Annotated in this window: 19 protein-coding genes and 1 tRNA gene; 8 read left to right on the top strand and 12 right to left on the bottom strand. The window is 65.4% G+C overall.

The features are described from left to right. Window positions 1-2 precede the first annotated feature (2 nt). The 8 genes from QM741_RS13270 to QM741_RS13305 form a co-directional block, all read right to left on the bottom strand. Window positions 3-1,229: a DUF927 domain-containing protein gene (locus QM741_RS13270; RefSeq protein ID WP_415208155.1), complete on the bottom strand. Its 1,227-nt coding sequence runs from the start codon at window positions 1,227-1,229 to the stop codon at window positions 3-5. Next, entirely contained in the window at window positions 1,162-3,096 is a 1,935-nt protein-coding gene (locus QM741_RS13275; RefSeq protein ID WP_415208156.1) for a DUF927 domain-containing protein, read from the bottom strand. The genes QM741_RS13270 and QM741_RS13275 overlap by 68 nt, the downstream gene beginning before the upstream one ends. Further along, on the bottom strand, window positions 3,093-3,569 hold the full coding sequence (locus QM741_RS13280) for a hypothetical protein (RefSeq protein WP_415208157.1): 477 nt from the start codon (window positions 3,567-3,569) through the stop codon (window positions 3,093-3,095). The genes QM741_RS13275 and QM741_RS13280 overlap by 4 nt, the downstream gene beginning before the upstream one ends. A 404-nt stretch (window positions 3,570-3,973) precedes the next feature. Beyond that, entirely contained in the window at window positions 3,974-4,282 is a 309-nt protein-coding gene (locus QM741_RS13285; RefSeq protein ID WP_415208158.1) for a helix-turn-helix transcriptional regulator, read from the bottom strand. Window positions 4,283-4,305: 23 nt separating this feature from the next. Continuing rightward, window positions 4,306-4,953: a hypothetical protein gene (locus tag QM741_RS13290; protein ID WP_415208159.1), complete on the bottom strand. Its 648-nt coding sequence runs from the start codon at window positions 4,951-4,953 to the stop codon at window positions 4,306-4,308. Between the two features lie 94 nt (window positions 4,954-5,047). Then, a complete protein-coding gene (locus tag QM741_RS13295) occupies window positions 5,048-5,350 on the bottom strand; it encodes a hypothetical protein (protein WP_415208160.1) in 303 nt (100 codons plus the stop codon). 89 nt (window positions 5,351-5,439) lie between these two features. Then, a complete protein-coding gene (locus QM741_RS13300) occupies window positions 5,440-6,657 on the bottom strand; it encodes a tyrosine-type recombinase/integrase (protein WP_415208161.1) in 1,218 nt (405 codons plus the stop codon). 189 nt (window positions 6,658-6,846) lie between these two features. Further along, window positions 6,847-6,931, bottom strand: a tRNA-Leu gene (locus QM741_RS13305). A gap of 170 nt (window positions 6,932-7,101) precedes the next feature. Between QM741_RS13305 and rnr the strand changes: the two genes are divergently transcribed. The 4 genes from rnr (at window position 7,102) to QM741_RS13325 (ending at window position 11,203) form a co-directional block, all read left to right on the top strand. Then, complete coding sequence (rnr, locus tag QM741_RS13310) at window positions 7,102-9,609, top strand: ribonuclease R (protein ID WP_415208162.1); 2,508 nt, start codon at window positions 7,102-7,104, stop codon at window positions 9,607-9,609. 79 nt (window positions 9,610-9,688) lie between these two features. After that, window positions 9,689-10,426 carry a 23S rRNA (guanosine(2251)-2'-O)-methyltransferase RlmB gene (gene rlmB, locus QM741_RS13315; protein ID WP_415208163.1) on the top strand — a complete coding sequence of 246 codons (738 nt, stop codon included), beginning with the start codon at window positions 9,689-9,691 and terminating at the stop codon, window positions 10,424-10,426. Between the two features lie 11 nt (window positions 10,427-10,437). Further along, window positions 10,438-10,686: a CBU_0592 family membrane protein gene (locus tag QM741_RS13320; RefSeq protein ID WP_415208164.1), complete on the top strand. Its 249-nt coding sequence runs from the start codon at window positions 10,438-10,440 to the stop codon at window positions 10,684-10,686. Window positions 10,687-10,690: 4 nt separating this feature from the next. Next, the gene (locus tag QM741_RS13325; RefSeq protein ID WP_415208165.1) at window positions 10,691-11,203 is read left to right on the top strand and encodes a DUF1697 domain-containing protein; all 513 of its coding nucleotides are present in this window, start codon (window positions 10,691-10,693) and stop codon (window positions 11,201-11,203) included. Between the two features lie 156 nt (window positions 11,204-11,359). On the opposite strand, the gene cysK is transcribed toward QM741_RS13325, so the two are convergent. Further along, window positions 11,360-12,298, bottom strand: coding sequence for a cysteine synthase A (gene cysK, locus QM741_RS13330; RefSeq protein WP_415208166.1), 939 nt, complete (start codon window positions 12,296-12,298; stop codon window positions 11,360-11,362). Between the two features lie 270 nt (window positions 12,299-12,568). On the opposite strand from cysK, the gene QM741_RS13335 reads away from it, so the two are divergent. Beyond that, window positions 12,569-13,654: an acyltransferase family protein gene (locus tag QM741_RS13335; protein WP_415208167.1), complete on the top strand. Its 1,086-nt coding sequence runs from the start codon at window positions 12,569-12,571 to the stop codon at window positions 13,652-13,654. A gap of 36 nt (window positions 13,655-13,690) precedes the next feature. Here QM741_RS13335 and QM741_RS13340 read toward each other — a convergent pair whose 3' ends face one another. Then, window positions 13,691-14,959 (bottom strand): hypothetical protein, encoded by a 1,269-nt coding sequence (locus QM741_RS13340; protein WP_415208168.1) that lies wholly within the window; start codon window positions 14,957-14,959, stop codon window positions 13,691-13,693. Between the two features lie 317 nt (window positions 14,960-15,276). Between QM741_RS13340 and QM741_RS13345 the strand changes: the two genes are divergently transcribed. Further along, on the top strand, window positions 15,277-16,056 hold the full coding sequence (locus QM741_RS13345; RefSeq protein ID WP_415208169.1) for a hypothetical protein: 780 nt from the start codon (window positions 15,277-15,279) through the stop codon (window positions 16,054-16,056). Window positions 16,057-16,130: 74 nt separating this feature from the next. Here the strand turns inward: QM741_RS13345 and QM741_RS13350 are convergent, their stop codons facing one another. Beyond that, the gene (locus tag QM741_RS13350; protein ID WP_415208170.1) at window positions 16,131-18,962 is read right to left on the bottom strand and encodes a glycoside hydrolase family 44 protein; all 2,832 of its coding nucleotides are present in this window, start codon (window positions 18,960-18,962) and stop codon (window positions 16,131-16,133) included. Window positions 18,963-19,657: 695 nt separating this feature from the next. Then, window positions 19,658-19,975, bottom strand: a complete 318-nt coding sequence (locus QM741_RS13355) for an FmdB family zinc ribbon protein (protein WP_415208171.1) — start codon at window positions 19,973-19,975, stop codon at window positions 19,658-19,660. A gap of 242 nt (window positions 19,976-20,217) precedes the next feature. Here QM741_RS13355 and QM741_RS13360 point away from each other — a divergent pair, with 242 nt between their 5' ends. After that, window positions 20,218-20,391 (top strand): hypothetical protein, encoded by a 174-nt coding sequence (locus QM741_RS13360; protein ID WP_415208172.1) that lies wholly within the window; start codon window positions 20,218-20,220, stop codon window positions 20,389-20,391. 3 nt (window positions 20,392-20,394) lie between these two features. Then, window positions 20,395-20,697 (top strand): IS110 family transposase, encoded by a 303-nt coding sequence (locus tag QM741_RS13365; RefSeq protein ID WP_415208173.1) that lies wholly within the window; start codon window positions 20,395-20,397, stop codon window positions 20,695-20,697. The last annotated feature ends 161 nt before the right edge of the window (window positions 20,698-20,858 follow it).

Here is a 20,858-nt window from a genome sequence, read left to right on the forward strand (position 1 = left end):
CTTCATCGCCGGCGCTGCTGCCGCCGAGCAATTTGCGGCCGCTGAGGACGTACACGCGCAGCTTGCTGCCCTAGGCGGGGATGCGCTCGCTGCGGGTGAAGCCTTTCTCTTCGCACTTGAGTACGCCGCGCCTCGCGCAGGGCGCGCGCCTTCAGCCAGGAACGAAAGCAGACATATGCCGCCAGTTCGGCTTCGCCGGACTTCCAGCCCGTCAACCCTTGATCCGTCGCCAGTTCGCCCGCCGCGCCGATCAGGGCGAATCGCTGCGCCACGCGGCGAACCTGCCCGGCGGCATCGACGAGCACCAGTTGCTTGAGCAGTTCATCGGCTTTCGTGCGCAACGCGGTGCGCGCGGTGTCGGCATTGCCGGTCAGATATCGCAGCCATTCCGCGAAGGCGTGCCCGTGATGCTCGGCGGTAGCGCGTTTGAGCTGCTCGGCGAACTGGCCCGGCGTGACGCCTTCCGGCATGCGCTCGAAAATTCCGAGAGTGCCGCCCGCCGGCTCGGCGGGAATATCCATCACGCGCACTTCATGCCCGGCACGGACCTTGCCGCCGCCTTCGCGCACCAGATCGCCGAGACCGATTTCGCCGGCCGACAGAAACAGCACACGGAAGCGGGCCGCCGCACGTGTCGAGCCGTCGCGCTGACTGCGCGTCTTGCCCGTGCCGTTTGCGAGCATGTACGCCGCGCCGCCGGCCGCACGCGGTTCCAGTTGGCCGATTTCATCCAGCGGCAACAGCATGTCCGAATGCAGCGAGGCGACCGATTCCAGCGCATTGTCCGTTGCGCGCCAGGTGCGCATGAACGTTGCCGGCCCGTACACGCTGGCCGCGGCGAGCAGGGCCGTCGTCTTGCCGCTGCTGCTGCCGCCGCGGAAATGGATGCCGCCGCCCTCGGCATTCATCATGCCCAGGCACGATGCGGCGAATGCGGCCGAGAGCGCCAGCACGAGGCGGCTGTTTCCGGCGCAGGGCATCGCGACGCGCGTGCGCCAGTCTGCCAGCGTGCCGGCCCGCGTGAGCGTCACGCCGTCGGCGATCGCGGACTGCAGAATGATTTCCTCGCCAGCGGCGTCGCCGAACGTTTCGGCAGGCAGCACGAATGCGTTGCCGTGCCAGCCGGTGCGCGTCACGCATCGGGCTTTTTCGATTTTGAAGTTAGTCATGGTTTTCCTCCGATTGATCTGCAAAAAAAGAAGCGGTATCGACGCTATCGCCGCACTCATCCTCGTCGCCATCGCCAAGCAACTTGCGGCCCATGACGACGTACACGCGCAGCTTGCTGCCCTCGGCGGGGATGCGCTCGCTGCGGGTGAAGCCTTTCTCTTCGCACTTGAGTACGCCGGCCTCGCGCAGGGCGCGCGCAACGGCGAGGTGATCGAAGCCCTTGCACACTTCGTTGCGAAATGTCTCGGGAAGAACGAGGTACACGCGGCCGGTGGCCTCGCTGTCTTTGCGCCAGCCGGCGCGGTTCGGAACGTTCGGCCGGTGATCGTCCGTGCGATCGGCAGGTGGAAAGCGGGCATCGCCGTGCGCCTCGATGAACTGGCGCACTTGCGCGAGCATGGATGCAGGCTCGGCATCGCCTTCCGTACCGCGTGCCTTCAGCCAGGAACGAAAGCAGACATACGCTGCCAGCTCGGCTTCGCCGGACTTCCAACCTGTCAGCCCTTGATCCGTCGCCAGTTCGCCCGCCGCGCCGATCAAGGCAAATCGCTGCGCCACGCGGCGAACCTGCCCGGCGGCATCGGCGAGCACCAGTTGCTTGAGCAGTTCATCGGCTTTCGTGCGCAACGCGGCGCGCGCGGCGTCGGCATTGCCGGTCAGGTATCGCAGCCATTCCGCGAAGGCGTGCCCGTGCTGCTCGGCGGTGGCGCGTTTGATCTGCTCGGCGAACTGGCCCGGCGTGACGCCTTCCGGCACGCGCTCGAAAATTCCGAGAGTGCCGCCCGCCGGCTCGGCGGGAATATCCATCACGCGCACTTCATGCCCGGCACGGACCTTGCCGCCGCCTTCGCGCACCAGATCGGCGAGGCCGATTTCGCCGGCCGACAGAAACAGCACGCGGAAGCGGGCCGCCGCACGCGCCGAGCCGTCGCGATGACTGCGCGTCTTGCCCGTGCCGTTTGCGAGCATGTATGCCGCCCCGCCGGCCGCACGCGGTTCCAGTTGGCCGATTTCATCCAGCGGCAACAGCATGTCCGAATGCAGCGCGGCGACCGATTCCAGCGCGTTGTCCGTTGCGCGCCAGGTGCGCATGAACGTCGCCGGCCCGTACACGCTGGCCGCGGCGAGCAGGGCCGTCGTCTTGCCGCTGCTGCTGCCGCCGCGGAAATGGATGCCGCCGCCCTCGGCATTCATCATGCCCAGGCACGGTGCGGCGAATGCGGCCGAGAGCGCCAGCACGAGGCGGCTGTTTCCGGCGCAAGGCATCGCGACGCGTGTGCGCCAGTCTGCCAGCGTGCCGGTTTGCGTGAGCGCTACGCCATCGGCGCGCGCGGACTGCAAAATGATTTCCTCGCCGGCGGCGTCGCCGAACGTTTCGGCAGGCAGCACGAATGCGTTGCCGTGCCAGCCGGTGCGCGTCACGCATCGGGCTTTCTTGTCGGGCTTGGCCTGCGCGATGTATTCGATCAGCCGCGAACGCGGCCCCTTGTCCGTGGCAATTCTCAAACCATGCGACAACAGCAGCGCACGCAAGTCTTCGCCGGTGCCGGCAAGCAACGCCATCGGCACGGCCACATGATGCGCGGAGCCGTCCGGATCGTGGAAGGCCAACAGTCGGCCCCACTCGTTGCCTTGCACGTCGCGCGTGTACGCGGCGACGTGCATGGGCGAGCATATCCACTGCGGCGGCAGTTCGACTTCGTCGCCGTCGCCGTTGCGTCCGGTGCCGATGTGGTACACGCCGGCATGCTCGATGCCTTCGCCCTCGATCACCTCGAAACGCGCATGCACCTTGGCGGTGACCTTGCTCGATGCGGCGGCCTTCGCGGTCTTGCGCCGTTGTGCCTTGGTCTCGTCGCGCGCGGCATTCATGCGCGCCAGGTCGCGGGCTTCCTTGTCGGCCTGCTCGTCCAGTCGCGAAGTCACGTCAACACATCGCGCGCGCCGGTGATGCGTTCCAGTGCGACGCGCAGGCGTTCGCGATCCTCCGCGGACAGCGCCCGCCCGGCGGCCAGCTCGTTGCCGGCGATCGCGACAATCGCCGCTTCGCGCGCGAGCACGCTCAATGCCGCCGCCCAACCGCTCTGACGGTACGCCTCGCGCGCGGCGCTGCGGCCTTCTGGGGTCAGGTCGCGAAGCTTGGGCGGAAACAGGTCGGCGAGTTCCAGCCCCAGCGCGTGCACGATCGCTTGCGCACTGCATCCGGCGAAGCATTTCACCAACGCGGCACCCGTACCGCCTTCGCAGACGGAAAGCGATGCGCTGCGATCTTCGTGCGCCGGGCAGCGTGCGATGTGGCCGCGGCCGCACTTGCGCACCTTGTCCAGCTTGCTGAGCAGCATTTCCACAGGCGAGTCGCTGAACGGTCGCGCCGGCGCAGGGTGCGAATCAGGCTGCATCATTCGGCCATAACAAAGTATGCGCCGCTGGCTTTGCTCGCTGGCGCCGCAGGCGATAATCCGCCATGGCTGCGACGGTTCCATACGGAGCATTTTTTACTTGTATACTTTCGTGAGAATGTGCTGCAGGTGCCGCCGGATAAGAGGGGGTGCGCGTGGCTCGCGCAAACGACTGTTCTGCGGCGTGCATGCGCGCGATTGAACGCGCATCCTTTGCGGCCCTGCTGAGTTTCCTGGCCGTTTTCTCGCTGATGGTCGATGGGTGTTGGAGCGCTCGGCGCAGGGTCTCAAACTTGATGCCGTATCTATGCCAGGCTTCACCTGAGCGCATCGCGAACCGGATGGTTCGGACCGCGTTACGTATCGCCTCGCATCGCTGAAATGACGTACGTTCGCGCGTCATTTCATGGGTTTCCAAGGTGCGCGATATAGTCGCGTATAGCGGTCGCGCGCCATGCGACTGCGCGCTTACCGATCTTGACGGGCGGTGGAAATTCGCCAGCGCGAATGTGCGCCCAAAGCGTAGACGCGGACAACGGTATAAGCGCCAATAGCTCGGGCTGGCGAAGCAAACCGCCAGCGGAAAGCACGGCGGATGCGTTGACGGCCAGTTCGGCCCGGCGCGCCCGCGCATCGTAACGCCGTGCGCAGCCTGCAGGGGTATCGATGCTCATTTTCATCCAATGAAATCCGGCAAAATGCAGTACGCGCATTACCCACTATATCGCGCGCAAAATCATCCTTTTTTTGACGTGTTTTTTTTAGGTTGCGTAGGCGCAATCGCTTGCGCAATCGCCGCGGCTATCATCGAGATAGGGTCGGCATATTTCGGCCGTTCGTCGGGGTCGTGCCCCGTCTCTTTGCATAATTTCCGCCAGCGTGTGCACAAGGCTTCTACCTTCTTTGGCCCCATGCTGTGTTTACGCAGACTCATTTCATCGGCAACGATGGACAGCGCACCTTTGCCTTGCCTTCCATCCGTCAGCGGCAGGCGTTTCTTTACCTGCAATTCGCGAACCCGGGAATAGACTACGGCGCAAAGCTGTTCGTCGCGCTTCGCTTTTAGATTGGTGTGGTTCGGAATGCCGAATGCAGCGCCCAAGGACGCAACCTCGTAGTCCTCGAATTGCTTCCATGCAGCCGCAACGGCCTTCGCGGCCCATGCCGGGCAAACAAAGCCATTCTCTATCGCGCACATTGCAACGCCGAACGCGACTTCTTCCGGAGACTCCGCGCGCGGATCGCCGGCGGCGGGCTTCGGTAGTCTGCCTGTTTTCTGCCGATGCTCGAACGTATACTTGTACAAGCGTTCCGCTGCGGCCGAATATTCATCGAAGACCGCTAGCGCTTCCGCGTGAGACTCCTGATTGTCGGTGCTTACCATGCGCGCGCCTCCGCCGCGCCCCTCAAAGGAGCGCCACGGCAGCGGGTGAAGGTGTCCCGCGTTCGGCTGGCCGGCCTAGCCGTGGCGATTCGCGTTATGTGTTGTCGACGACGAGACGCAAGCCGGGATCCAGTTCAACATCCACATGATCTTCGGTGCGCCTGCCGCAATGCGGACAGGTCGCCGCGCGGCGCTCGACGGCATCCACAATTCTTCGCAGTTCACGCTCGTATACGCGGCGGACAAGCTCGATGTGATCCGTCACCGCTTCGCTATATTTTCGATAGGTTGCGACTCGGTTGCGTTCATCCAAGATCGCCGCCAATTTCTTGACTTCTTCATGCGTCATATCCGTGGTGGCGTTACCCGAAGCTTTGATAGACTTCCTTCTAGCCATGATGAACCCTCATTGTTTTGTTGTGGTCAGGCTCCCCGGCGTGTCACTACCACGCCGGGGAGCCGCTTACCGGCTCGCGCCGGATTCGTTCACGCCTTGCGGCGCTTGATCGGTATCACCTTTCCGCCGACGCGCAGGTTGTCCAGATAGTCGGCCCATGCCTGCATCGCCTTGCGGCGCTCGTCGGTGAACGTGGTGCGATCGTAGGCTTTCTGCACTTCGCCTTTCTTCGCGTGCGCCAGTTGCGCTTCGAGCACGTCGGCAGCGACGCCAAGCCTTTCGCGCGCGACCGTGCGGAGCATGCCGCGAAAGCCGTGCGTGGCATGCTGGCCGGCGAAGCCCATGCGGCGCAGGGCGTTGCTCAGTGCGTCGCGATGCAGGTGCGGGGTTTTCTGCCGCGCCAGCGGCGGAAACACGTATTCCCGGCCGCCCGTGAATGCCTTCATTTCGTCCAGTAGCGCAACCGCTTGGCGAGGCAGGGAGACGATGTGCGCGTGGCGCATCTTCATCTTCGGGCCGGGGATGTGCCATTCCTCGCCCTTGATCTCGTCCCAGCGCATCGCAGCGACGACGCCGGGACGCTGGGCGGTATAGGCGCAACAAAGCAGGGCGGCGCGCACGACGGCCGCGGGATAATCTTGGATCGCCTCGATCAGCTTCGCGACTTCGTCCGGCGTCGTGACGGCGGGGATGTTGCCCTTGTCGAAACTCGGCAGCACTTCGGCCAGCGGCAGGGCGCGGGCCTCGTCGCGCAATCCCTCGCGTTGGGCATAGCGCACGATACCGCCGATGTACTGGCGCGCCTTGCGAGCGAGATTCGGGGCGGACTCGGCGAGGGCGAGCAGGGGCTTTGCCGCATCCTTGGCTGCGAGCGTGGCGATATCGCGGTCCCCAAGGGCAGGGATGAGATAGCGATCGAGCACGAATTCGGCCTTGCGCTTCGTTTCGCTGGCCCAGCCCTTCGCCTTGAACGCCACCCAATCGGCGGCGACGGCCGCGAAGGTGCCGCGCTTGGCGTGTTCGGCTTTCGACTTGGCGGCCTCGTTGTCGACCTTGCGCTGCGCGCTGGGGTCAATGCCGTTGTCGAGCAGTCCGCGGGCAGCGCCGAGGCGCTTGCGGGCTTCGACCAGCGACACGCCGGGATACTCGCCCATCGTGAGCATGTTCGCGATGCCGTTGAAGCGATACCGGAAGCGCCACCAGCGCGTTCCGGTCGGGCGCACCTCGATGGCCAGCCCCAAGGCATCGGCGATCCTGTAGACGCTCTCGCGCGGCTTGAGCGCACGAAGCTTCGCATCGGTGAGCATGGCGACCCTTTGTGAGTAAAGATGTGCCTTGTGCCCATCCTAGCACTTACTCACCCTTACTCGCAATCTTACTCACGTTTCGACCGGATGCTATCGGACACTATCAGACGGTTGCGCACAAAAAAACCGCGTCACTGCGCGGTTTTCTGGGGTTTTCCGGATTCCGTTGGACGGCTTCGGACGATGTCATGGTGCCCAGGAGAGGACTCGAACCTCCACGCCTCGCGGCGCTAGTACCTGAAACTAGTGCGTCTACCAATTCCGCCACCTGGGCAAGGCGCCGCTCGCGCGGGATCGTCCTGCGAGGGGCGCGCAAGATACCGCCGCGCCGCGCGGGTGTCAATGTCGGCCTATAATGAGAAGGATCACGGCACTTTCGGCCTGGTCCGCGAACGCGAATGCGGCGATGAACCGTCGCGAACAAGAACATCGATTGGAAATGGCTTGAAGAAGAAAACTCCCGCCGCGTCGAAGCGCGGCAAGACGAGCGCGAAATTGCCGGGTTGGCTGCCGGACGTGGCGAACGGCGCAGCGGCGGCCGGGCGTGGTGCCAAAGCCGCGTTGAAGTCTCCCGGCTTTCTGCCGCAGTCGCCGCCCGCGGCTGCGCCGAAGTCCTCGAAATCGTCCAAGCCTGCCCGGGGCATCGCGCCTGCGGACGATGCGAAGGCGGTGAAATCCGCGCCGACCAAATTCGCCGCGCCGAATTCGGCAGGAAAGAAGGGCCGGTCCGATCCGCAGGCCGAACGCGAGGCGCAACGCTACGAGTTCCCGATTCCGAGCCGCGAGGCGATCGTCGCCTTCCTCAACGACAGCGGGCAACTGCTGACCGCGGAGAGTCTCGCGCGCGGCCTCGGCTTGCGCCATCCGCGCGACATCGACGCCTTGGCCAAGCGCCTCGCCGCGATGCTGCGCGACGGCCAGTTGCTGCAGAACCGCCGCGGCGCGTACGGCGTGGCGACCAAGCTCGACCTGATTCCGGGTTCGATCATCGCCAACGCGGAGGGCTTCGGTTTCCTGCGGCCCGACGCGGGCGGCGACGACATTTATCTTTCGCCGGCCGAGATGCGCAAGGTGCTGCACGGCGATCGCGTCTTGATCAGCATCGTCGGTGTCGACCGGCGCGGGCGCAAGCAGGGCGCGATCTGCGAAGTGCTCGAACGCCGCGCCTCGCGCCTCGTCGGCCGCGTGGTCGTCGAGAACGGCATCGTCGTCGTCGCGCCGGACGATCGGCGCCTGCACCAGGACATCCTGATTCCTCCCGGCAAGGACCGCGGCGCGCGCTCGGGCCAGATCGTCGTCGCCGAGATCACCCAGCCGCCGACCGCACAGCGCGGGCCGATCGGCGAGGTGGTCAGCGTGCTCGGCGAGCGCCTCACGCCCTCGATCATCGTCGAGATGGCGATCGCCGGGCACGGGTTGCCGCAGGAATTTCCGGCGCAGACGCTGCGCGAAGCCGCGCAGGTCGAACCCGAGGTCACGCGCGAGGAAATCAAGGGCCGCGTCGACCTGCGCAAGCTGCCGCTCGTGACGATCGACGGCGAGGACGCGCGCGATTTCGACGATGCGGTGTTCGCCGAGAAAACGGCGGGTGGGTTCCGTTTCGTCGTCGCGATCGCCGACGTCTCGCATTACGTGCGGCCCGGCGGCGCGCTCGACGACGAGGCGCAGAAGCGTTCGACGTCGGTGTACTTTCCCGGTTTCGTCGTACCGATGCTGCCCGAGACGTTGTCGAACGGCATCTGTTCGCTCAATCCGAAGGTCGAGCGGCTGTGCATGGTCTGCGATATGCACGTCGGCTACTCGGGCGAAGTGTCGAAGGCGAAGTTCTATCCGGCGGTGATGCGTTCGCATGCGCGCCTGACCTATACGCGTGTGTGGCAGGCCCTGGGCGAGAACAACGCAGATGCGCGCCAGGAACTCGCAGACGTGTTGCCGCAGCTCGAAACGCTGCATCAGCTTTACCGGATTCTCGCGAAAGCGCGCCAGCAGCGCGGCGCGATCGATTTCGAAAGCACCGAGGTGAAGTTCCGCCTCGCCGCGTCGGGCGAGGTCGTGCAGCTCGGTGCCGAGCCGCGCAACGACGCGCACAAGCTGATCGAAGAGTGCATGATCGCCGCCAACGTCGAGGCCGCGAAGTTCCTCGACAAGGCGAAGATTCCCGCGCTGTTCCGCGTGCACGCGCCGCCGCCCGAATCGAAGTACGAGGACCTGCAGGAATTCCTGCTCGAGTTCGGCCTGCGCATGCCGCCGCATGCCGAGGTGAAGCCGAAGGATTTCTCGAACCTGCTCAAGCAGATCAGGCAGCGCCCCGACGCCGGGCTGATCCAGTCGGTGCTGCTGCGCTCGCAGTCGCTCGCCGTCTACAGTCCGCAGGACTCGGGGCACTTCGGCCTCGCGCTCGAACACTACGCGCATTTCACCTCGCCGATCCGGCGCTATCCCGATCTGCTCGTGCACCGTGCGATCCGCTACGCGCTGTCGCGCGGCAAGCCGTCGGAGTACGCCTACAGCGCCAACGACATGGCATCGCTGGCGACGCACTGCTCGCACAACGAGCGCCGCGCCGACGAGGCCGAGCGCGACGTCGACGAACGCTACAAGTGCGCGTGGATGGAGAAGCATGTCGGCAGCGAATTCGACGGCATCGTTTCGGGCGTGACCTCGTTCGGCCTGTTCGTCGAGCTGACCGAATCGCAGGTGTCGGGCCTCGTCCACATCACGCAGTTGCCGAACGACTACTACCATTTCGATCCGGTGCGCCATCTGCTGAGCGGCGAGCGAGGCGGCTTGCGATTCCGCCTCGGCGACGCGGTGCGCGTGCAAGTGCTGCGCGCGAGCATGGAGGACCGCAAGATCGACTTCCGCCTCGTGGCAAAGGACGACAAAGCAAAAGATCCGCCACGAAGACACGAAGATCACGAAGAAAAGCCACGAAGAAAAGCGAAGCGATGATCATGTGTTCTGTTGATGTCGCTCTTTTTCGTGATCTTCGTGTCTTCGTGGCAACTCTTTCGATTTGTAGGTTCGAAATATGAGCGGTGAATTGTTGTTTGGAATTCATTCGGTCGAAGCGGCGCTGAGCCACGATTCAAAGAACATCCTCGAGCTCTACATCGAAGCCGGCAGCCACAATGCGCGGCTCAAGGAACTGTCGGAGAAGGCACGCGACGCCGGCATCAAGCCGCATTCGCGCGATCGCGAAGCGCTCGACAAGATGACCGGCGGCGCGCGCCACCAGGGTGCGGTCGCGCGCTATCGCGCGCCGCCGCCGCGCGCGGAGAAGGAGCTCTACGAACTCGTGGACAAGGCGCAGAACGACACGCTGATCCTCGTGCTCGACGGCGTGACCGATCCGCACAATCTCGGCGCCTGCCTGCGCAGCGCGGAGGCGGCCGGCGTCACCGCGGTCGTGGTGCCCAAGGACAAGGCGGCCGGGATCACGCCGACCGTGCGCAAGGCGTCGAGCGGCGCGGCCGACCGCGTCGCGTTCTTTGCCGTGACCAACTTGGCGCGCGTGCTGAAGGCGCTGAAGGAAAAGGGCGTGTGGCTTGTCGGCCTCGCCGGCGAATCGGCGCAGGATTTCTACCAGCTCGACCTGAAGGGCCCGCTCGGCATCGTCATGGGCAGCGAAGGCGAGGGCATGCGCCGGCTCACGGCGGAATCCTGCGATTTTCTCGCGAAGATCCCGATGCGCGGCGGCGTGGAAAGCCTCAATATCTCGGTCGCGACCGGCGTGGCGCTGTTCGAAGCGCTGCGCCAGCGCGGATAAGGAGCGCAAGCATGCAGTGGCACGATTGGGTCGGAATGATCGGCGTCGTCATCACCCTGGCCGCGTTCCTGCTATTGCAGGCCGGCAAGCTGCACGGCACCGGCTTCGTTTACCAGGCGATGAATGCGATCGGCTCGGCCGCCGTGGTGCTGTCGTTGTTCTACAACTTCAACCTCTCGGCCTTCATCGTCGAGACCGCGTGGGTGGCGATCAGCATCTACGGCATGCTGCGCGGCTTGCGCCTGCGACAGATGGAATGACACGATGCCGCGTTACGTAGCATTCCTGCGCGGCGTCAGCCCGATGAACGCGAAGATGCCGGAATTGAAGCGCTGCTTCGAACAGGCCGGCTTCGCCGCAGTCAAAACCGTGCTGTCCAGCGGCAACGTCGTCTTCGACGCGCGTGCGGGATCGGAGCCTGCGCTCGCGCGGCGAATCGAAGCGGCGATGGAGCGGCTCGGGCGCACGTTCTACACGATCGTGCGTTCAACTGCAGTGCTGAATACGCTGATCGCAGCCGATCCCTATGCCGCGTTCCGGGTGCCGGAGGCGGCGAAGCGGGTCGTCACTTTTCTGGGCGAACCGCGCAAGGCGCCGCCGGCGCTGCCGCCCGAGACCGAGGGCGTGCGCATCCTTGCCGTCGCCGGAAGCGAGGTCTTCACCGTCTATGTGCCGCAGCCGGGCAACCCGGCATTCATGCGCTTGATCGAGAAGACGTTCGGCGCCGAGCTGACGACGCGCACCTGGGATACGGTGAAGAAATGCGCTGCCGCCTGAGCGGCGCAAAGATTCTTTCCTTCCCCCGCCGACGGAAGGTGGCGCGCAGCGCCGGATGAGGGAAGAGCGTTGCATGTTTGCCATGTATTCCCCAACTGCGGGGCAATTCCCTCATCCGCCCTTCGGACACCTTCTCCCGGTGGGAGAAGGGAAGCCTCAGACTTCGTCCGTTCCTTCGTTGACGCCCTCGAACAGGAACGTCGAAAGATAACGCTCGCCCGTATCGGGCAGCATCGCGAGGATCACGTCGCCCTGCTTGGCCTGCTTGGCGACCTCGAGCGCGGCGGCGAAGGTGCCGCCCGAGGAGATGCCGCAGAAGATGCCTTCCTTCTTCGCGAGTTCGCGCGCGGTGTCGCGCGCGACGACTTCGTCGACCGGCAGGATCTGGTGCGCGACGTTCTTGTTGAGCACGGCCGGAACGAAATCGGGCGTCCAGCCCTGGATCTTGTGCGGCTTCCATTCCTTGCCCGAGACGAGCGCGGCCCCGGCCGGTTCGGTCAGCACGATCTTGGTGTCCGGGCGCGCGAGGCGGATGACTTCGCCCGCGCCGGTCGCGGTGCCGCCCGTGCCCCAGCCGGTGACGAACCAGTCGAGGCGCCTGCCGGCGAAGTCCTGGATGATTTCCGCGCCGGTCGTGTTGCGGTGGAACGACGGGTTCGCCTCGTTCTCGAACTGGCGGGCGAGGAACGCGCCGGTCTTCTCCGCGTACTCGCGCGCGGCCTGGACCATGCCCGAGCCGCGTGCGGCGGCGGGAGTGAGGATCACCTTCGCGCCGTACGCGCGCATCAGCTTGCGCCGCTCGATCGAGAACGTCTCGGTCATGAAGGCGACGAACGGATAGCCTTTCGCCGCGCACACCATCGCGAGCGCGACGCCGGTGTTGCCGCTGGTCGCCTCGACCACGGTCTGGCCGGGCTTGAGCGTGCCTCGGGCCTCGGCGTCGAGGATGATCGCGAGCGCGAGGCGGTCCTTGACCGAACCGCCCGGATTGAACGCCTCGACCTTGACATACATTTCCACGCCCGGCGGCGCCAGGCGGTTGATGCGCACGATGGGCGTGCGGCCGATGGTGTCGAGAATGCTGTTGTAGATCATGGCGCGATCCCGTTTCCTGGACAGGCGGCGAGTATACGGCGATATAAGCCGAAGGAATGGAGTCCGCGCGCGAGCCGAAAAGACATAACCTTATTCCGTGCGCATCGGCCCGACGCCGCGCGAAACGCGCGGGCGGCGCGGCGGCATCGTCATTCGTTACAATGCGCGCTCCGTCCCGGCCCGGCAAGTCCACGCGCAGCATGCGATCCACCTCCCGGCAGACGCCGGCGTACCGACACGTCGTGCGGATGCTTGCCATGGCAGTCGTCGATGGATAGCGCGCGGCGTTTCGGCCTCGATGCGTGGCGCGCGTTCGCCATTCTGCTGGTCCTCGTCGGCCATGCGAGTTTCTGGTTCCTGCCGCTGACGCGCGAACTCGACGCCTGGTACAGCCTCGCGTTCCTCGGCGTCGAACTGTTCTTCGTGCTCAGCGGATTCCTGATCGGCGGCATCCTGATCGGCGAGCTGCGCGGCGGGGGTTTCGAGCTGAAGCGGTTCTGGACGCGGCGCTGGCTGCGCACGCTGCCGAATTATTTCCTGTTCCTCGCGCTGAACGTTCTTCTTTACCGCGCGATGTTCGGCGCGTGGCCGCATTTCGGACTGTTCCTCGTCTTCCTGCAGAACTTCGCCTGGCCGCATCCGCCGCTGTTCTCGGAAGCATGGAGTCTGTCGGTCGAGGAGCTGTTCTATCTGATCGCGCCGCTCGCGACGCTGGCCGTCGTCCGCCTGACGAAGGGGCGCGGCAGCGTGGTGGGCTGGCTGCTCGCGGCGATCGCGCTCGTCACCGCGATCCGCATCGGCTACGTGCTCTGGCGCGATCCGCTGTGGGATTCGGGTGTGCGCAAGATCGCCTTGGTCCGTCTCGATGCGTTCATCTACGGCGTCGTCGCCGCGTGGTTCTGCACCGTGCGCGCGATGTCGATCTCGAATCGTCGCCGCTGCGCCGTCGCCGGCGTCTGCGGCATGATCGGCGTCGCGCTGGCGTTCTTCCTGCTGCCGCGCGATCACGATTTCTTCGCGCGCACCTTCCTGTTCAACCTGATCCCGGCCAGTCTCGCGGCGATGCTGCCGCTCGCGGCCGAATGGCGAGCGGGCGGCGTGCCGCCGCTCGCGCAGGCCGGGACGCGCCGCATCGCGCTGTGGTCGTATTCGCTTTACCTGTGCCAGTTGGCGGTGATGCGCGGCCTGTCGCTGCTGCCGTGGAAGGCGTCGACGCCGGCGCAGTGCCTGTTCGGTGCCCTCGTATTCGTCGTCCTGTCGATCGCCTGCGCGGCGCTGCTCTACCGCTTCTTCGAAGCGCCGATCCTGCGCTGGCGTGATCGCTTCACCGCGCGAGGTTCATCGCATCGAGGGTGAAGGCGCGGGCATCGGCGACTGCATCGATTCGCGTCGTCATTTCGCCGGGTCGGACGCCGTTTTCGGCGCGCGCCAGACACCGCCGCTTTGCAGGCTCAAGTCGTAGCGATAGACGGCATCCGGTGCGGTCGCAGTGGAAAAAGTATAAAAAGTCTCCTGATCGCGCGTGCGTCCGCTGAAATTCGACGCGGTGCCGGGGCCGGGCAATGCGATCTCGCCGACGGCTTTGCCCTTGAGATCGAACAGGCGCACCGCGCTGTGCGCGCCCCGTTGGTAAACCGCGACGATTTCGCGGTTGACGATGCGCGCACTCTGCAACGTGTCCTTGTCTTGCGCGACGAGTTCCTTCCAGTTGTCCTTGCCCGGATTGTCGAGGCCGATCGCGACGATGCGATGGCGCGGCGCATCGGCGTCGGTGAGGAAGTACAGCGTGCTCTTGGTGCTGCCGAGGAATTCATAAGAGGCGCCCCATTCGCCGATCAGCGTTTCCACCGGCGTGATCGTCGACGGCGTCTTGATTTTCCTGCCCTGCATGTTGCGCACGTTCGGGCCGGGCGCGGTCGTTTTCGCCACCTTCTTCTTCTCGCCTTTTTGGCGATACGGCTTGGCGAGATCGCGATAGAGCACGAGGTTCTTCGGCTCGGTGCCGCGGTTCACACGGATCACGAGCCAGCGGCCGTCGTCGCTGACTTCGCCCTGGAAGCGCCAGTCGGGCTGATCCGGGCTTTCGTAGACGAGCAGATCGTCGTCCTGGTCTTCGCCGAGACGATGGAAATACAGCTTCTGCAACCGGTTCGCGGCCTTGAGCGCATCGCCTTTCGGCTCGTCGTAGCGGCTGTAGAAAAATCCCGTGCCGTCGCGGCGCCAGCTCGCCTTCGAGAACTTCACCCACTTGAGCGCGTCCTTCATCGGCTTGCTGGCATCGACGTCGAGCACGTGCCATTCTTCCCAATCGGAGCCGCCCGAGGACAGGCCGTAGGCGACGTACCTGCCGTCGTCGCTGACCGACCATTGTTTGAGCGCGGCGTTGCCGTCCTTCGACAGCGTGTTCGGATCGAGCAACAGGCGCGGCGCCGCGTCGAGCGAATCGGCGACGTAGAGCCGCGCCTGTTGCCGCCGGCCATCGTTGCGCGTGTAGAACCAGCGCTCGCCGTATTTCTGCGGTGGGCTGGTGCGCTCGGGGTTCTGCGGTGCGGTCTGCGCGTCCTTCTTCGCAGTCGGGTCGACCAAGGCCGTTGCAGGCCGGGCGATGGTGGCGGCGATCAGCAGAGCCGCGGCAAAAAGAGGAATCCGTGTCGTACGCATCGCGCCTCCGGTAATGCAAGCCCGTCGACCCTCTCGGAGTGACGCGGCTTCGGGGCGGAAAGTCTAGCCGACGCCCGTTAATCTCTGCTGATGTGCTTCGGCTCCTTGCCCACGGCCTTCTCGTATACGCCGTTGCCGACACGACGATATCGAGTGAGGCCCTGCGCTGCCCGGATGGCGCTTGCGGTGCCATCATTTTTCGGGGAGAGTGGGCGAAATGGGGGGTTGAATTTCCCGTACTCTTTCTTGTATCCGTCGCTCCGCGTTCCCGGCGGGCGACGTCGCATCATCATTTCTCACCCAACTGGAGAATTGACATGAAAGAATGGCGAAAGACTCTGGTATCCGCTGCACTCACCGCCGCCGTCGTCTGCGGCGTCACCGTCCCCTCGTCCCGCATCGGCGCGGCTCCGCCGGTTTACCAACCCACCACATCGGAACTGCGCTACGTTCCGGTCGCGCCGTGCCGGGTGGCCGATACCCGGGTCGCCGTAGGCGCGCTCAGCGCCGGCATCACCCGCACCTTTGCCGTTCAGACCGCTGCCAGTTACCCCGCACAAGGCGGACAGTCCGGAGGCTGCGGAATACCGTCGTCGGCCGTCTCCGTCACCGCCAGTCTCGTCGCTGTGGCCGTCCCGGCCGACGGGCACCTGCAGGCCTGGGCAGCCGGAGACGCCAAGCCCAGTTCCTCGGTGCTGAACTACAACAAGTCCCAGACCAACAACAGTACTCCCACGATTCCGCTGGGAGCCGCCGGGATGGCGGTGTACTCCAGTGCCGGACCGGTGAACGTCGTCATCGACGTCACCGGCTACTATGTCAAGCCGCTGGCCGGGTTTATCGCTCCGTCAGGAGCGCCGTATTCGGGATCGTCCCGAATTCTTGCCGGCACCAAGACTTCCACCGGCGTGTACGAGGTCCAGTTCGACACCAACATTCGTTATTGCAGCGCGATCGCGACCCCATACGTCAGCGCCTACTACGCCTCGGTATCCACTTGGTTCGATTCCACTCGACCCGATACCGTCCGGATCAACGTGTGGGACGCCTCGGGGGCACCGATCGACCAGTACGTCTACATCACGGTCAACTGCTGACGACGCGCCGGTCCGGGGTTTCGTGTCCGTCCGGCGCCGGCTGCCGAAGCCCACATTTCGGCAGCCGGGCAAGTTCAGGGCACGGCAGGCAACCAGCCGAAGACGTCGACGACGAGGTCGGTGGCGCCTGCGGAATTGAACAGGGATACCTTGCCGTCGCCGCCGATTTTCGCGATGACGAGGTTCGGAATCGTCTGTCCGGCTACGAAATTGATGTTCGACGCATTCGGCCGCGTGGCGCCGGTGGGCCATGCGGTGACGTAGCCGGGTGCGGTCGCATCGGCCACCGTCACGTTCAGCACGACGGCGCCGACGCCCGCGGCGGGCACGCTGCCGCGGCCGAGCACGGTCAAGTCTAACTTCGCGCCCGCGCCGAGCGCGCCGGTCCCGGCGAACATGCCGTCGGCGGTCCGATGCCCGCTGCGCGTGTCGAGCAGGCGCGCGGGCCCGGTCATGTTCATTTCCGATGCGGTCGGGAACCATCCGAGCAGATCGGCGATGAGGTGCGTGCTCCCGCTCGAATTGAACAGAGCGACATTGCCGTCGCTGCCGACCTGCGCGACGACGAGGTTCGGAATGGTTTCGCCGGCGACGAAATTGAGGTTCGAGGTCGCCGGGCGCGTCGTGCCGGATGGCCACGCCGTGATGTAGCCGGGCGATGTCGGTTGCGTGGCGGTGATGTTGAGCACCACCGCGCCGACGCCGCTCGCGGGCAAGCCGGCGCGGCCGGCGACCGCGAGGCCGATGGTCTGGCCGGCGCCGAGCGCACCGCCGGCCGCGGCGATGCCGTCGATCGTCGCATGGCCGGGTCGCGTATCGAGCAGGCGCGCCGGCACCAGCGACGTGAGCGTCGCGGCGGTCGTGAAGTAGCCGACGATGTCGGCGACGAGGTGCGTCGAGCCGGCGAGGTTGTACAGCGAGACGCTGCCGCCATCGCCGACTTTGGCGACGACGAGGTTCGCGATCGTCTCGCCTGGCGTGAAGTTCAGATTCGATGCGTTCGGCAGCGCGCTGCCAGTCGGCCATGCCGTAACGTGGCTGGCGGCGGTCGGCGTCACGGCGGTGACGTTCAGCACGACCGCGCTGACGCCGCTGGCCGGCACGCCGGAGCGACCGAGTACCGGCAGGTCGAACTGCGTGCGCGCCGCGAGCGCGCCGACGCCGGCTTCGGCATCGTCCGCGGTGGCGTGGCCCGCGCGCGTGTCGAGGATCCGCGTCGGCGTCAGCGGTATGTACGGCGCCGCGGTGTCCGCGATCTCGACCAGCGTCGCCGACATCGCCGGCAGCGTGTCGATGGTGAGCGTGTTGCCGTCGATCGCGGTCGCGGTGCCTATCTGCGCGAGCCCGTGCGCGCCGTCGAACGCATAGCGCGTCCACGTGCCGCTGCGCGCGGCGTTCAGCGTCAACTGTACGCTGTGCGGCGCGGTGTCCTTGTTCGTCAGCAGCACCATCGTGCGCTGGCCCGGGATGTCGAACGCATAGGCGCCGACCACGTCGCGGTCGGCGCTGGTCGCGGAGACGCTGTAGCCGCCGACCGCGCCGCCGGCGCCGTCGTAGTTGCGGAAGATCGCGAACGCGTTTTCGTTGAGCGAGCCGACTGCGGGCGCGACCCAGCGCGTGGCCATGTCGACGCCCTCGCGCGCGAAGATCGCCAGCGCCTCGGCCTGCGCGACGGCGCCGCTGGTCGTCGCATCGTTGCCCCAGTTGTATTCGGTGATCGCCAGGCGCGTGCCGGGGCAGTATTGCGCGATCCAGGCCTTCGCGCGCGGGATCAGGTTCGGGATGCTGTAGTGGTTCGCATCGTAATTGCCGAGGTCGGCGATCCACGATTCCGACACCCATGACGAATCGTAGAGTTCCTTCAGCGCGCGCAGGCGCAGCGCCGCCGTCGTCGGTGAGTCGTCGTCGCTGAGGCTGACGTTGCTGCCCTGCGGGTAGTAGTGCAGGTCGAGGTAATCGACGACGCGCTGGCCGTTCGCGAGCGGGTTCGCGCAGACCTGCTGCAGGTACCACGCGACGAACGGCAGCCCGCCGTGCGCGTTGCGGTCGGCGTTGCTCGAGCCGCAATTGTCGGCGGCCGACCAGAACAGGTCGCAATAGCCCCAGGTCACGGGGCCGGTGACGCGCGCGTTCGGTTCCTGTTGCTTGATCGCGGCGCCGTACTCGAGCGCCTTGCCGAGGATCTCCTGCTCGGTGGGCGCGGCCGGGTGCACGTCGCGGTGCGTGGAGTTCCACAGCATCACTTCGTTGTCGAGCGAGTAGTAGCGCACGCCGCCGTGCGCGGCGTCGCCGAACGACGACTGCAGGTGCGCGATCCAGCCCTGCCAGAACGTCGTGTCGACCGCGATCGACGAATCGAGCGGGTCGTTGCCGGTGATCGCGCTGCCGTCCGTGTGGTAGCCGTTGCCGGCGTTCGGGTCCCAGTAGTCGGTCGATTGCTGCGTGCCGTATTTCGCGACCGAAAAACCGACGCTGTACGGGTGCGCGGTCGCGCTGTCGGGGCGTGGCGTCCAGCCTATCGTCGGGATCGTGATCAGAGGCTGGATCGATGCGCTACGCGCCTCGCTGACGAACTTGTCGGCGGAACTGTCGAGCGGCGGCGTGTGCGCATGGTCGCTGCTGTTCGGGATGTTTTCGTAGTAGTAGTCGCTTGCGGTGTTGTTGAAGTCGGTCTGCCAGTTGTAGCGCGTCGTCGAATTGCCGCCCCAGCGGCGCACGCTGTAGCCGACCTGGGCGTTGCGTGTGCCATTGCCGTAGGCCACGCCGAAAATCAGCGGATTGACCATGTTGCCGATCGCGCCCGTGTCGACCGCAACCGCGACATCGGCGCCGTTCGCGATGGCCGACGAGCGCGCGTTGAACACGATGTCGGTGATGTATACCTGCGCCTGCGTCGCGCTGGCCACGCTGTTCGCCTGGAACGTCAGCGCGTCGAATGCGCCGTAGGTGAGCTTCGCCGCGTCGAAGTCGATCGTTACCTGTTTCCACGTGCCTGCAGCGATTCTGGCCGCCGCTCGTGTACGTGCCGATGTCGAGGCTGCCGTAGTCGGCGGTTTGTCCGTTCGTCGGCGTGATCAGTTGCAGGGAGACGTTGATCTTCTGCCCGCTGGCGGAGCCGCCGTGCACCCAGAACGTCAGGCTCGCGTAGTCGGCGAGCGCGTAGCGCGTGCTGCCGCCGTTCGCGAGCAGGCGCACGCCGCCCCAGTTGTCGGGCTTGAAGCTGATCGAATGCGCCTCGCTGCCGCGTACCGTCGCGGCGCTCGCGAGGCTGTAGCTCGCCGCCCAGCTGTAGTAGTCGGCGAATGCGTTCTCAAGGTTGCCGTCGTAGACGGTCAGCGACGAGGCCGCCTGCGCAGCGGATGCGCCGGCGAGCCACAGGGCCAATACGGCGATCGCCCGGCGGGCCAGGCTTCGTGCTCCGCGCGAATCGGCGCGGTCGTTGCGGGGTGCGCGGATCATCGACAGTCGTGCTCCAATGGCGGGTAAGTCCCTCGAGTCGAAATTATGCCGACTGTTGCGACGAAAACGTGAGTCGCCGCACGTTCCTCGATAATGACGAGATGAAAGGACAAGGAAGCTCGGAAAGTATGCGAAGCTCGCGTCAATCCCCGCTGATGTACTTCGGCCCTTTGCCCACGGTCTTCTCGTACACGCCATTGCCGGCGCGGCGGTATTGAGTGAAGCCCTTCGCTGCGACGTTGCTTTCCTTGAGCACGTGCGCATTGCCGATCGCCACGTTCGGCGCGCGGATCACGCGCCTGATCGGCGCGCCGCACTGCGGGCACGCGGCCAGTTCCGCGTCGCTCAATTTCTGGCGCATGTCGAAGTGCGCATCGCAATGGGCGCAGCCCTTGTCGACGGCGGCGTACTCGTAGATCGGCATGACGAGGATGATGGGGCGTGCCGTGTTGCAACTCAAGTCATCGGAAGTTTCTCGACACCCCGATACTAGAGCATTTTTCGTTTGATCAGTGACGCAAGAGCGCCCCCTTCCGACTGCCGCCACCTTGTAAGCTCGTTTCATCTCCCAGTCAGACCGTCCCACCATGGATCACGAGATCGCGGGGAAGCTAGGGTAGGCTGGGGAGTTCTCTCACCAACCCGAACAGTTGCCAGGGCACCAAGCCCGTTTCTGCAAGGCCGGGTACCAGGAGCGATGGCATGAACGAGTGTTTTGTCGGCATTGACGTGAGCAAGGCAGGGCTGGATGTCTATGTTTCTTCGACCCACTCCATGCGCGAGTACGTCAACGAGGAAAGCGGTATCGCCGCCTTGGTTGCCGAGTTGGTGGACTGCGTCCCGAAGTCGATCGTGCTCGAAGCCACGGAAGTCTGAAACGTGCGCTGGTGGCGCAGTTGTGGGCGGCCGAGCTGCCCGTGTCGGTGGTTACTGCGCCAAGTCAGGGACTTCGCCAAGGCAACGGGCAAGCTGGCCAAGACCGATCAGCTCGATGCGCGCGTGCTGGCGCATTTTGCCGCGGCGGTACAGCCGAGGCTACGCACGTCGCCGGAAGAGACCGTCCAGGGTTTTGTGGATCGGCTGGCGCGCCGGCGGCAATTGGTGGAGATGCTGGTGATGGAAAGAAATCGTGGCTTGCATGCGCAAGCTGCTGACGATTCTCAATGCCATGGTGCGCGATAACGCTTATTGGCGAGAAAATCATGCTATCCCGGCTCGACGGAACAACACAGTTGCTTCCCCCGCGCTGCGCGCAGGAGAAGGATTCTTTCGTGCTGCGTCTTGGCTTTTCCCTTCCCCTGCGTAGCGGGGGAAGGTGCTCCGAAGGGGCGGAGGGGGCGCTT

Origin of the sequence: Rudaea sp., from assembly GCF_047601565.1 — a bacterium.
GTDB lineage: Bacteria > Pseudomonadota > Gammaproteobacteria > Xanthomonadales > Rhodanobacteraceae > Rudaea.

Excerpts from the sequence above, each read along its gene's own strand:
- QM741_RS13320 (WP_415208164.1), top strand. The coding sequence starts at position 10,438 with ATGCAGTGGCACGATTGGGTCGGAATGATCGGCGTCGTCATCACCCTG.
- QM741_RS13280 (WP_415208157.1), bottom strand. The coding sequence starts at position 3,569 with ATGCAGCCTGATTCGCACCCTGCGCCGGCGCGACCGTTCAGCGACTCG.
- QM741_RS13300 (WP_415208161.1), bottom strand. The coding sequence starts at position 6,657 with ATGCTCACCGATGCGAAGCTTCGTGCGCTCAAGCCGCGCGAGAGCGTC.
- QM741_RS13295 (WP_415208160.1), bottom strand. The coding sequence starts at position 5,350 with ATGGCTAGAAGGAAGTCTATCAAAGCTTCGGGTAACGCCACCACGGAT.
- QM741_RS13325 (WP_415208165.1), top strand. The coding sequence starts at position 10,691 with ATGCCGCGTTACGTAGCATTCCTGCGCGGCGTCAGCCCGATGAACGCG.
- QM741_RS13340 (WP_415208168.1), bottom strand. The coding sequence starts at position 14,959 with ATGCGTACGACACGGATTCCTCTTTTTGCCGCGGCTCTGCTGATCGCC.
- QM741_RS13345 (WP_415208169.1), top strand. The coding sequence starts at position 15,277 with ATGAAAGAATGGCGAAAGACTCTGGTATCCGCTGCACTCACCGCCGCC.
- QM741_RS13290 (WP_415208159.1), bottom strand. The coding sequence starts at position 4,953 with ATGGTAAGCACCGACAATCAGGAGTCTCACGCGGAAGCGCTAGCGGTC.
- QM741_RS13270 (WP_415208155.1), bottom strand. The coding sequence starts at position 1,229 with ATGAGTGCGGCGATAGCGTCGATACCGCTTCTTTTTTTGCAGATCAAT.
- QM741_RS13335 (WP_415208167.1), top strand. The coding sequence starts at position 12,569 with ATGGATAGCGCGCGGCGTTTCGGCCTCGATGCGTGGCGCGCGTTCGCC.
- cysK (WP_415208166.1), bottom strand. The coding sequence starts at position 12,298 with ATGATCTACAACAGCATTCTCGACACCATCGGCCGCACGCCCATCGTG.
- QM741_RS13360 (WP_415208172.1), top strand. The coding sequence starts at position 20,218 with ATGAACGAGTGTTTTGTCGGCATTGACGTGAGCAAGGCAGGGCTGGAT.
- rlmB (WP_415208163.1), top strand. The coding sequence starts at position 9,689 with ATGAGCGGTGAATTGTTGTTTGGAATTCATTCGGTCGAAGCGGCGCTG.
- QM741_RS13285 (WP_415208158.1), bottom strand. The coding sequence starts at position 4,282 with ATGCGCGTACTGCATTTTGCCGGATTTCATTGGATGAAAATGAGCATC.